10 protein-coding genes are annotated in these 11,997 nt (G+C 47.1%); 4 read left to right on the top strand and 6 right to left on the bottom strand.

From position 1 onward, the window contains the following. Positions 1-40 precede the first annotated feature (40 nt). Together ACR9Y8_RS18800 and ACR9Y8_RS18795 are read left to right on the top strand one after the other, a co-directional pair. Positions 41-667: an SCO family protein gene (locus tag ACR9Y8_RS18800; protein WP_481214787.1), complete on the top strand. Its 627-nt coding sequence runs from the start codon at positions 41-43 to the stop codon at positions 665-667. Positions 668-694: 27 nt separating this feature from the next. Then, complete coding sequence (locus ACR9Y8_RS18795; protein WP_481214786.1) at positions 695-1,123, top strand: Fur family transcriptional regulator; 429 nt, start codon at positions 695-697, stop codon at positions 1,121-1,123. Between the two features lie 132 nt (positions 1,124-1,255). Here the strand turns inward: ACR9Y8_RS18795 and ACR9Y8_RS18790 are convergent, their stop codons facing one another. The 3 genes from ACR9Y8_RS18790 to ACR9Y8_RS18780 form a co-directional block, all read right to left on the bottom strand. Beyond that, positions 1,256-2,977 carry a M3 family oligoendopeptidase gene (locus ACR9Y8_RS18790; protein ID WP_481214785.1) on the bottom strand — a complete coding sequence of 574 codons (1,722 nt, stop codon included), beginning with the start codon at positions 2,975-2,977 and terminating at the stop codon, positions 1,256-1,258. A 99-nt stretch (positions 2,978-3,076) separates the two neighbouring features. Further along, on the bottom strand, positions 3,077-3,748 hold the full coding sequence (locus ACR9Y8_RS18785; protein ID WP_481214784.1) for a DUF5606 family protein: 672 nt from the start codon (positions 3,746-3,748) through the stop codon (positions 3,077-3,079). A gap of 36 nt (positions 3,749-3,784) precedes the next feature. Next, positions 3,785-6,361, bottom strand: coding sequence for a lamin tail domain-containing protein (locus ACR9Y8_RS18780; protein WP_481214783.1), 2,577 nt, complete (start codon positions 6,359-6,361; stop codon positions 3,785-3,787). Positions 6,362-6,437: 76 nt separating this feature from the next. Between ACR9Y8_RS18780 and ACR9Y8_RS18775 the strand changes: the two genes are divergently transcribed. Beyond that, on the top strand, positions 6,438-7,430 hold the full coding sequence (locus tag ACR9Y8_RS18775; protein ID WP_481214782.1) for an aspartate-semialdehyde dehydrogenase: 993 nt from the start codon (positions 6,438-6,440) through the stop codon (positions 7,428-7,430). A 313-nt stretch (positions 7,431-7,743) separates the two neighbouring features. Next, positions 7,744-7,995, top strand: coding sequence for a hypothetical protein (locus ACR9Y8_RS18770; RefSeq protein WP_145710668.1), 252 nt, complete (start codon positions 7,744-7,746; stop codon positions 7,993-7,995). Between the two features lie 90 nt (positions 7,996-8,085). Here ACR9Y8_RS18770 and ACR9Y8_RS18765 read toward each other — a convergent pair whose 3' ends face one another. The 3 genes from ACR9Y8_RS18765 to ACR9Y8_RS18755 form a co-directional block, all read right to left on the bottom strand. Next, positions 8,086-8,751, bottom strand: a complete 666-nt coding sequence (locus tag ACR9Y8_RS18765) for a DUF2461 domain-containing protein (protein WP_481214781.1) — start codon at positions 8,749-8,751, stop codon at positions 8,086-8,088. A 118-nt stretch (positions 8,752-8,869) separates the two neighbouring features. After that, entirely contained in the window at positions 8,870-9,970 is a 1,101-nt protein-coding gene (locus ACR9Y8_RS18760) for a porin (RefSeq protein WP_481214780.1), read from the bottom strand. 454 nt (positions 9,971-10,424) lie between these two features. Then, entirely contained in the window at positions 10,425-11,810 is a 1,386-nt protein-coding gene (locus ACR9Y8_RS18755) for an ammonium transporter (RefSeq protein WP_481214779.1), read from the bottom strand. Between the last annotated feature and the right edge of the window lie 187 nt (positions 11,811-11,997).

Below are 11,997 nucleotides of genomic sequence, written 5' to 3'. Positions count from 1 at the left end.
ACTTATCAGTACCTTTGCCACAGATTAAAGGACTGGCTTTATGTCAAAAAAGACGATTTTTTACGTACTGTTTTTCGTTTTGCTGAGTGTTGCCTTTCTGGGCTATGCGGGATGGGTGATAAAAGGAGAGACCGGCACTTTCTTCGGTAAGGAAAGGCTGCCGGTGCTGGGAAGCCCCGGGCATATTGTAGGTGGTTTCTCTTTTGTGAACCAGGAGGGTAAGACCATCACCAGCAACGATGTTAAAGGAAAGATCTATGTAGCGGAATACTTCTTTACCACCTGTACCGGTATATGCCCCAAGATGAACAAGAACATGGAAAAGGTATATGCCAGATACAAGGACCAACCCGATTTCCGTATCCTTTCCCATACTGTAGACCCGGAACATGACAGCGTACCTGTGCTGAAAGCCTATGCAGAAAAACATGGAGCAGATGCGCGGAACTGGTGGTTCCTGACAGGTACCAAAAAAGAGCTGTACAAGCTGGCCAGACAGGGATACATGGTGGATGATGGCACTTACACCGGTGAAGAGGACTTTGTACATACCCAGTGGTTTGCACTGGTAGACGGAGAAGGCCGTGTAAGGGGACTATATGAAGGCACCAAGGTATCAGACGTAGATAAACTGATCAATGACGTAGACCGGTTATTGAATGAATAGCTTTAATGTGCTGTCAATTTTCTGATCATGGTTAAAAACAACAGAGAACAGATCCATCATTTACTGCGGAACAGTCACCTGAGCGTTACTGAAACCCGCGTGAAAATACTGGAGCTCTTCATGAAAAGTAACGGAGCCCTGGAACACAGCGATTTTGAGAAAAAACTCGGACAATCTTTTGACCGGGTTACTATCTACCGGACCCTGCAGGCATTCCTGGATAAGGGCATTATCCATAAAATACCTACTACAGATACTTCCGTAAGATATGCCTTGTGCAAATCGGAATGTTCAGAACATCATCATCACGATCATCACGTGCATTTCAAATGCGAGGAATGCGGCAATACCGTTTGCCTGGAAGAGACCGATGTACCCAGCATACAGCTTCCCAAAGGCTATGCCATGCATAATGTGGAAGTAGTGGTAAGCGGGGTTTGCAAACAGTGTAAATAACGTTTGAGATTTGAAGTTTGAGGTCTGAGGTTAGTTACAGGTTAGATGTTTAAATAAGTGTCTGATCTTACTTTAGACTTCTGGCCTCCAACGAACTTCAGACCTCAAACTTGAAACCTTCAAACTACAGTTTTATCCGATTGCGTCCATTTCTTTCTTTACAAAGTCTGCCAGCTCTTTCACGTAGGCAGGCGAAAAATCAAAACGAATACCTGCCGCTTCATACAGCTCCGGCAATGTTTTAGTACCTCCAAGGCTGAGCGCTTTTACGTAATTATCCAGCGCCGCCTGCTTGTTCTCCTTATATTGTTTCCACATAGCGATAGCGCCCAGCTGGGCAATACCATACTCGATATAATAGAACGGCACTTCAAACAGGTGCAGCTGCCGCTGCCAGCCCATGGAGCGATAATCTTCCAATCCGGTCCAGTCCACCACCTCCGGTGAGAACTCATCCAGTATGCTTACCCAGGCTGCGGTACGTTCTTCCGCCGTATGCTGCGGATGCTCATAGATCCAGTGCTGGAACTTATCGATAGTAGCGATCCAGGGAAATATGGTGATGGCGCGCTCCAGCTGCTGACGTTTTGCACGCTGCAGTTCTTCCTTGTTGCTGAAGAAAATATCCCAATGATCCATGGTGAAAAGCTCCATGCTCATGCTGGCCACTTCTGCGATTTCCATGGGATATTCCTTGAAGGCGCTCAGCGGAAGATCGTGGCTGAGGAAGGAGTGCACGGCATGACCGCCTTCATGCACCATGGTGGTAAGGTCTTTCATCTGGCCGGCAGCATTCATAAAAATGAAAGGTACACCGGTTTCCGCCAGGGGACAATTATAGCCGCCCGGCGCTTTACCTTTACGGCTTTCCAGGTCTAAACGACCCATCTTTTGCATTACGCGAAGGCAGTTGCCGAAGAAGGGGCCCAGCTGATCAAAGCAACCGATCGTTTTGGTGATCAGTTCTTCACCGCTATGAAAGGGCTCCAATGGTTTCACGCCTTCAGGCTCAGCTTCAGTATCCCAGGGCCTCAGGGTGTCCAGCTGTAATTTAGCCTGCTGTTTTTCCAGTATATTCTTTACCAGGGGCAGTATATGTTCTTTTACTGCCGCATGGAACTGAAAGCAATCTTCTTTGGTGTAGTCAAAGCGACCAAGTTCTTCAAACTTGTAATCGCGGTAGTTGCTGAAGCCGGCGTTGAGGGCTACCTGGTGGCGTTTTCCTATCAGTGAACTATACAGCTGATCCAGTGTATCGCGGTCCTTGAGGCGGCGTTCATATGTTTTTCGGAGCACTTCTTCCCGCAGGGCGCGGTCGCTGCTTTCCAGGAACTTGGCAGCCTGCTGCAGGGTGTATTCCTGGCCATTTATTTCGATGGTCATCTTGCCGTTCACCACGCCGAATTGCTGGGCCATTACACTCAATTCTGCCAGCAGGGGTACGTTCTCTTCGCGGAATAGCTTTACCTGTTTACGTACGCTGCGCAGGTACGTTTCAAAGCCGCTACCCAGCTCTTTGGCAAAGGGGCAGTCCAGCAGCTTACGGTTCAGCGCATCTGCATAAGGTTGCAGCTTGGGCTGTATCTCCATGAAAAAATAAGTAAAAGATTCTTCCAGCTCTTTGCTGGTAGTATCGCAGGTCATCCGGATCTGGCGCCAGCAGGCGTCTTCACTTACCACTGCTTCCAGCTCACTTACATCTTTCAGCCATTGCTCCAGTTCCGCCGTGTTGTTGATGGGGCGCTCTTTGAGAGCTTCATAATAAGGCTGCAACGCATCCCAGGTAGTAACCGTAAAGTTCTCCGGAAGAAATTTGCGCGGCAGTTTCTCAATATTTGCGTTTAATGTGTTCATCTTACTAAAATAGCAAATTCCGGGCAGTTGCCCGGAATCTGGTATACTGATAGTTGTTAGCTGTAAGTTAAAATTTGCGGCTGTTCAGCTGCAAAGGGATTATTCTTCCGTCTTCTTTTTACGGGTAGTTTTCTTAGGTGCAGCTTCTTCACCTTCGGCAGCAGGCGCGTCTTCTTTCTTAGCCTTCGTTGCTTTCTTAGCCGGCTTTTCTTTTTCTGCAGGCGCTTCAGCTGCGGGTTCGTCCTTCTCCTTAGCAGCTGCTTTAGGCGCTTTTGCTTTTTTAGCAGGTTTTTCTGCCTCAGCAGCAGGCGCTGTTTCCGGTGTTGCTTCTACAGGAGCTGCTTCCTCTGCGGTTTCGCTTCCGTTTTCTTCCGCCAGGATCTCGTCAAATTTCAGGAGATCATTGGCTTTGAGGATGGCGTACCATTTCACCATCTTCTTCATATCGCTCACATATACCTTTTCTTCATCGAAGTCAGGGTATACGCTCTTGAAATACGCCTTGATAGCATTATTGTCCGCTTTGGCCGGCGCCAGTGGGAATTCAGCTTCTTTCTCCTGCATGGCTTTGAAAACCTCTACAAGGTTTACATTATCTCCGGTGGTAAATACTTCTATACTTTCCAGCGGGGTAAAGTTATGGATGCGGGAGGAAACAAAACGCGTGCTTTTGTCTTCCAGGGAACGGACAATAGCGCCATCCTGTTTGCTGGCTAATAATTGAAACAAACCGCCTAAACCGGTTACTGCAACAATTTCTCTGTACTGCATGTTCAAATTTTTAGTAGGGAGCGCAAATATAAATAATTAATTTAAATTCAACCTCCTCGCCACTACTACCGGCAGCTTCCAACGCTTTACCCCTCCCTGCAGGTCGAATACTTCAGTAAATATAATGTATATCCCTGCGGGCAGACCTTGTTTATTTTCTCCCAGGCCGTCCCAGATAATAGTAGCCTGGTTACCTAACTGTCCACTTTGTAAAAGGCGGCGTACCGGCCGACCCAGGGCATCAAAAATCGTGATATTGCCCACAAATCCGGCCTGGGGAGGGCGGCAGGTCAGCACGGCCACATCATCCACCCCATCATTATCCGGTGAAAATACCGGGGGCTGTACTGTCAGCTCCCCGGGCAATTCCTGCAGGTTCAGTTGCTGGGAATTGGCGCTGCCAGGCGTGGCGTATCCCGCTGTAAGGGCGGCGGGATGCCAGTTGGCAGGATCACCGGACGCTTGTTCAAAACTTAGGCGTTCCAGGGAAACACCCTTGGCATCTCCTGACAGCGGCGATTGCATATCCGGCGAGTAATGCAGCAGGTCCAGCAAATGGCCGGCTGCACTATACAGGGCGAGGTCGCCACCTTCATTGGGCAAGGCGGGGAGGCCGGATACCTGCAGCAGGTTTTCGGAAGCTTTGCAGGTATAATAGCGGCACAGGGCGCCCGGATCACGGGTGAGTGCCATATACTGGCCGGGCATTAGCAGGCGCTGCACTCTGCTGAGTGGAATGCGCGCGATGTCCCGTTCAGGAGTGTTGATGAATAACTGCTCCAGGTTTACGGCTTTGTCGCCGTGGTTATAGATCTCCACAAATTCCGGTGCGGGAGACCGGGCATCAAAGAGCACTTCGCTGAAGAGAATATTGCCGGCGCCACCGGTAGCAGGGAGTGCAAAAACAATACTATTATCTGCGCCAGGGGCTGTTCCGCTACAATCGCTAATGCCTTTTACCCGCAGGGTATAAATGGCTGTTGCAGATAAAGGGGCGGATAGGCGGAGCAGCACGGTATTAAAGAGTGGTGGTAACACGGTGAGTGAGGCAATAGCGGTGGAACCAGGGCTGATCTCATACAAAGCCGGATCAGCGGCTTTGGCGCTGTCCATTGTTCTGCTGAAAAACAGCAGGGCGCTCAGGCTATCCTGCAGTGCTACCCGTAATAATGCGGGCGGATTGCCGTTAGCGGGGCGGGAAATGGAATTGGGCTTTCCTGGGGTACCACCGGAAGGATCTACAGATGCCTCCCAAGCCTCCTTAGCACCGCATATAAGGCTGTTTTTTGCCATTTCCAGGCTCCAGCCACCTTTATCCTTTCCGGAACCTGCAAACCAGCTTTTATCGTACGCCAGGGCATGTATTACGCGGCCGGCGGCATCGTAGAGTACCAGTGTATCCAATTCATTTCCCAACACCGGGAAATCATCGAGGCCTGCTACCCTGCTGCCGGCGGTAAACATTCCTGCTTTGTCTTTCCCGCAAAGCAACAACAGGCTATCGGGCTCCAGCAGCAGGGAGGGCAATACTGTCTGCCCGGCATTGGCGCTCAGCTTCCATCGATGGAGCTGCACCGGGTAAGGGCTGTTATTGCGCAGCTCAACAAATTCCGGGAAAGGAAGGCTTACGGGCGGATCAGGATCCGGTAGTATTTCCTGCATCAGCACTTCGTAGGGTGCGGGGCGATGATAAAGGAACCAGGCGGAGGCCGGGTGCATTACATTGCCTGCAGCATCGCTAAGCCCATCTACCTGCAGCAAAAGGCTGTCGCCGGCTGGAAAAGGCTGTGCAAAAACAAGATGAACCGTGTTTGCCGACAGTACAATATCTACCGGGTGAGTACCTGCTGCACCTGCTTTGTAATGTGCAGGCAAAATCGCGGCTGCTGCATCCGGTGGCTCAGAAAAGAGCAGCAGCAGTTGCTGTTCACCAAGTACCGTTACGGACTGTAATTCCGGGGGAGTTGTGTCTTTAACAAAGGGCTGGACGTGGACATCGTCAAAGAAATGTTTCCGGAAAAAGGAAGCGGTTGACTGGCGCACCATGATGCCGTAGCAGACGGAGTCAGTAAAGGTACTGTCATTGACAACACCTTCCGGCATGTAATGCCATCCTGTACCGGAAGTATCTACCCACAACTGCCAGTTAAATGCGTCGTCGCAGCTTACTTTTACCCTGAGCGTGGTAGAGCGCTTGTCGGTAAGCCCGTTACGTCCGTCTGTTAATTTTACAACAGCATTGTCAGCATTTTTTTTGTACAGGCATACGTCATCGTCCTTGTCTCCTATCCTGACAAAGTAACCTGTGTTGTTCTGCAACAGGTTACTGCTGCCGGCGACCAGGAAAACATCCGTGTAGTTGTTGGACGAAGTATTGAAATCCAACTGCATCCACCACTCCCATAGTGCGGGCAGCCTGATTCCGGCGGGCGTTGATATCCAGAAATTGCTGTTGGGTTGCATGCAATTGCTTTGCAACCGGCTATTGCTGATCTGCCAGGCAGAATCAGTTCCCTGCCAGGAAAGGGGCGGATCGTCAAAGCCTTCTGAGATCTGGGCGAGAGAGAAAGCGGGCAACAACAGCAGTGCCGCACAAACAATGGAGGTTTGCATAAAATAAATGGTTGGTAAGGCTGCGAATATAGAGAATAAGGTAGTATTTTTGCGCTTCGAAAAAAATAAAATCCACATGAAAGTTGCCGTAGTAGGAGCCACTGGCCTGGTAGGCTCAAAAATGTTACAAGTGTTGACAGAAAGAAATTTCCCGGTTACAGAACTGATCCCTGTAGCTTCAGAGAAGTCAGTTGGTAAGGAAGTGGCATTTAAGGGCAAGAACTATAAGGTGGTGAATGCAGATACGGCTATTGCCATGAAGCCTGCAGTAGCGCTGTTCTCAGCAGGTGGCAGCACTTCACTGGAGTGGGCGCCTAAATTTGCAGCAGCAGGTATTACAGTAATTGATAATTCAAGTGCGTGGAGAATGGACCCTACCAAAAAACTGGTAGTACCTGAAGTAAATGGAAAAACATTAACTCCGGAAGATAAGATCATTGCAAACCCCAATTGTTCCACCATACAAATGGTAATTGTATTAAACCCGCTGCACGAGTTATACAAAATTAACCGTGTTGTGGTATCAACTTACCAATCTGTAACAGGAACCGGTGTAAAAGCGGTGGATCAGCTGATGAATGAACGTAAGGGCATCACTGATGGTCCGGCAGCATATCCCCATGCAATTGATTTAAATGTTATCCCGCATATTGATGTGTTCCTCGATAATGGCTATACGAAAGAGGAAATGAAAATGGTGAATGAAACAAAAAAGATCATGGGAGATGATCAGATAGCCGTTACTGCCACTACTGTACGTATACCTGTAATGGGCGGTCATAGCGAAGCTGTGAACATTGAATTTGAGAAGGAATATGAACTAAGTGAAATACGTAAGACGCTGGAAAAAACACCTGGCGTAATTGTAGTGGATGATCCTTCGCGTAACCAGTACCCGATGCCCAAAGACGCGCATGATAAAGATGAAGTATTTGTAGGACGTATACGCCGTGATGAAACACAGCCAAAAACTGTAAACATGTGGATTGTAGCGGATAATTTACGTAAAGGAGCTGCTACTAATGCAGTACAGATTGCTGAATACCTGCACCAACAGCAGTGGATATAAAAATATCTGCTAATCCATCAAATAATCATCATATATGTATCTTTCATGAATGCATATACGATTCCAGCTATAAGTTATTGAAAGTCTCGTTATTACGTCGGGACTTTTTAATTTAACATTAACGAAGATTCACGTACGAAAATTAAAAATTACACGGAAGTAGTATTGATTTCTGCTGTATAAAATTGGATTTTGGTATCATAATCCTATGCCGACTTGCTTCTATGATAAAAAACCAAATTATGCCAATACAAGAGAGAGTGCTATTCAGAATCCGTATAATTTCTCTAATCTGTAAACACCCTTAAATCCTATGAAGACCAACACCAATCGCGAGCTATTGTTAATGCACAAATTCACTGAGGAGTGGAGCAGCAACTTCTCATCCCAGGTATCCCGTATTATGAACATAGTTGATCAGCAGGATACGCTGGACGGCATTATACCTATCATTGAGGTAGCCAATGTGTATAATCAACGTTTTGCTCACACCAGAACGGACAAGGAAAATTTATTAAAGAACCGTAAAGCCAGGCCGTTTGAGTTTTTGATACACAAAAATTAATTTAAGGGAACAAACAGAGAAGAAATTTAAAAGGAGAAAAGGACCCGTTCCTTTTCTCCTTTTTATGCTGTGTATGAAATGCACAGGGCGTTATTCATCATGTAAGGCCCTGTCAAGAAATTTTACAAACGGCTGCATTACTGCAAACACTTTCAGTATCTCTCTCACTAATGCAGGTTGTATGCATGCTTCATCTGAAAAGCTATGCCATACGGTGAAACTTTTCAGCTTTAAATATGCAATAGCCGGGTTATCCGGCTGGTAGCCCTGGGGCGCTGATTTCAATGCTTCGCCATCGATCTTTCCAAAATATTTAATGAAGTCTTTATTGCTGATGATCTGCTGGAATTCAGCAAAGTTATAATCAATTTCCTGCCGTACTTTTTTAAGCACCGGGGCTTCAGGCATCCACAGGCCACCGCCTGCAAAGCTGTTGCCGCCGGGCTCGAGGTGAAAATAATACCCGGGCCTGGGCGATTTACGGCCGCCTGGAGAGAAGGCTGCGCCCATATTTGTTTTATATGGCGTCTTGTCTTTTGAGAACCTAACGTCTTTATATATACGAAAAACACAATCCTTCACCTGTAGTCCTGCTACTTCAGCGTCCTGCTTGGATAGCCCGTCTATCAACTGTTGTACTATACTTTCATAATCTGCTTTTGCATCCTGGTAAGCCTGTTTGTGCTCATCGAACCATTCCTTGGTGTTATTCCTGCTAAGATTCTTGAGGAATTTTAACGTGGTGGCCTGCAACATTCATCGAAGATTTTGACGTACAATATAGCAAAATTGTTAAGAAAAAGGGGCTCGTCAGAAAACGAGCCCCGTAAAGGTTTTTACTTGAAACCTTCTTATATGAGCCAAGAGTTTAATATCAGAAGTGATATACTGCGGCCAGCAATACGTTAGCGGTGGTAGAAGTAGCGGCACCGGAAGACTTGTTGAATATGTCCCTGGAAGCTTTGTCGATCCTGAACTCCGGCATGATGGTAAGGTTGCCTGCTTTATAGTTGAAGGTAAGCGTACCTGCTGTTACACTACCGCCTTCCAGTGAGGTGGCGAAGGTTTTGAGCTGATCTTTATCATCAAAATATTCGCCGCGGAGTGTAAGGCCGAAATCTTCTGTGAAATCAAGATTTACGTACAGCGCGGAGCCCCACCATTTAACGCTGCCGTGCCCTTCGCCATTGCCGTTGCCATTCTTTTCAATCGTTTCGTGATAGCGGCTGAAGGTACCGTTGTAGCCCAGGCCTAATACTTTGTTCACCTGGTAAGTGGCTACGAGGTCCAGTTGGTGGTTCTGGATGCCTGCAGTATCTTTTCCGCCCAGGTAGTTAAGATAGAGCTTGAGCGGAACACTGGCAGGCGTAAAGCCTATCTGTGCGCCGATATATTTATGATCGCTGAAGTCTACAGACTTTAGGTCGGTCGGGTTAAACACACCCAGCATGGCGCTTAAATAGGGCGTTATGGCGAAATCCACTTTGGCGCCTGTATTGAAGAAAGGCCCGTTGCTGAACATGTAGCTCATGCTGTAGTTGCGGTTCAGGTAAGCGTCTACCAGTTCATAGCCTATATGTGTGGCAAAGCTACCGAAGCTTACTTTGATCTTATCGGTAAGCTGATATCCTACATACAGCTGTTTAATCGCTACGGCAAGGCCATTCTTGCTGTTCACGGTATCGTTGTAAGAGAATTCAGATGCACGTCTGCCGAAGCCTACATCCGCCACAAAGCTGCCCTTTTTAAAGCCGTGCTCCATTTTCAGGGATACCATTCCCAGTTCAAAGGAGTTATGGGAATTTGTAAAGCTGGTCTTATTATCTGTAAGGTTTTTATTGAAGTTGTATTTGTAATACACATCCGCAGATCCGGATAATTTGAATGCTTCCTGCGGCTTGGTGGTGTCTGCCGTTTGAGCAAAAGCGGTAAGCAGGCTGCAGGCGGCGAATGTGGTTAGAATTGTTTTCTTCATTTGTAAGGTTTTATTTTTTCATTGGCACACGAAGCCCCTATAGCGCTGGCGCATTTTTATTTTGCGAACGCTATTCACCTTTTCTGATGTTGCTCACACCTGTTTCTAATGTGTCATCTTAATTCCGGTATCATGAATGAGTAATCATGGCCTAACCCTGCCCTGTTTTACATAACTATCTCACTCATGCCAGCCTCGTGCAATGAAAAATGATTGATAAAATGGTATTTGCTTGTGGAACTAGAGTCGTCGAATCTCTTGTGCTGCTACCTGTCTTCGCTTGTTTTGGGTATGGGAAAGCAATGGGAATATCATAGTAGTTAATAATGAATAATTAATAATCAATGTAGCATGTGTTGTTAAACTTCCTGCGTACCTAAGTATTAACTATTAATTATTCATTATTAACTAAAGAACTTTTGATGTAAAGCCGGTGTTGAGCCGGACGAATGAACTATTGTATAACTTCTTCTTCCTTGAGTGAGCCAGTGCCGTTCACGCTCATCATCGCAGGATGATAATGTTCGTTGTGCTGTGTAGCATCCAGACCCAGGCTTTCGTCTTCGTCGCTTACACGCAGCGGGTGGAACATGTTGATGAACTTGAAGATACCGTAGGATACGATGAAGCTATAAGCTACCACGATCACCATGCCCAGCAGCTGTTTCAGGAACAGTTCAGGATTGCCGTAGAATAAGCCGTCACTACCTGCGCCATTGATCGCTTTGGAAGCAAAAACACCGGTAAGCAGCATACCAACCATACCACCTACACCATGGCAGGGGAACACATCGAGTGTATCATCTATGCTGGTCTTAGACTTCCAGTGTACCATCAGGTTGGATACGATGGCAGCTACGAAGCCGATCACAACACTTTGCGGAACCGCTACGTAACCGGCAGCAGGCGTAATGGCTACCAGGCCAACTACTGCGCCGATACAGAAGCCCAATGCTGAAGGTTTCCTGCCGCGGATCACATCAAAGAAGATCCAGGTAAGGCCTGCCGTAGCAGCTGCTGTATTGGTAGTTGCGAAGGCGGAAACTGCCAGCTGACCTGCGCTTACTGCAGAACCTGCGTTGAAGCCGAACCAGCCGAACCACAGCAAACCAGTACCCAGCAGTACGAACGGAATGTTTGCAGGCTGCAGTTCTTTCTTTTCAATATGATCTTTTCTGCGTTTCAGCACCAGGGCGCCAGCAAGAGCGGCACAACCGGCAGAGATATGTACTACCGTACCACCGGCAAAGTCAAGCACGCCCAGTTTAAAGAGCAGGCCATCGGGATGCCAGGTCCAGTGTGCGATAGGCGCATATACCAGGAGGCTGAAAAGCACCATGAAGAGTACGTAAGAAGTAAAGCGGATCCTCTCTGCCGTAGCACCCACTACCAGGGCAGGAGTAATGATGGCGAATTTCATCTGGAACAGCGCGAACAGGATCAGCGGGATCGTGTTGGCCAGGCTCCAGGGCTCGCCGGATGCAACGCCTTTAAAGAAGAAAAAGGTGGACGGATCGCCGATCACCCCATTTATAGATTTGCCAAATGCAAGGCTGAAACCTATCACCACCCACAATACGCTGATAAGGCCAGTAGCGATAAAGCTTTGCATCATGGTATTAATAACATTCTTGCGGTTTACCATACCTCCGTAGAAGAAGGATAAGCCGGGAGTCATTAAAAACACCAATGAGGTAGCCACTAATATCCAGGCGATATCACCGAAATTATACTTGCTTGCGTCGGCGAAATTGGCGGCGGTAGGAATAAACATGCCAATTATTGCTATTACAGCAAGAAAAATGAATGGAAGGTAATCCTGAAATGGAGTTTTCTTCATAGCGTTTAATTTTAAATTTCTGCAATAAAAGTATTTATTAAAATCAAGTGATCAAACAAAACACCATAAAAATAGAAATGATTGAATAAAAACTGGCAATATTGACTCAATATTAAGTAGATTATTATAATTTATAATATGATGCCGGATTTTACGTACGTAGTAGTGCAAACGCAGTCGTGTTAAT

The organism is Chitinophaga sp. SVR4-12A (genome assembly GCF_056754765.1).
This window is presented reverse-complemented; position numbering and strand designations above follow the sequence as displayed.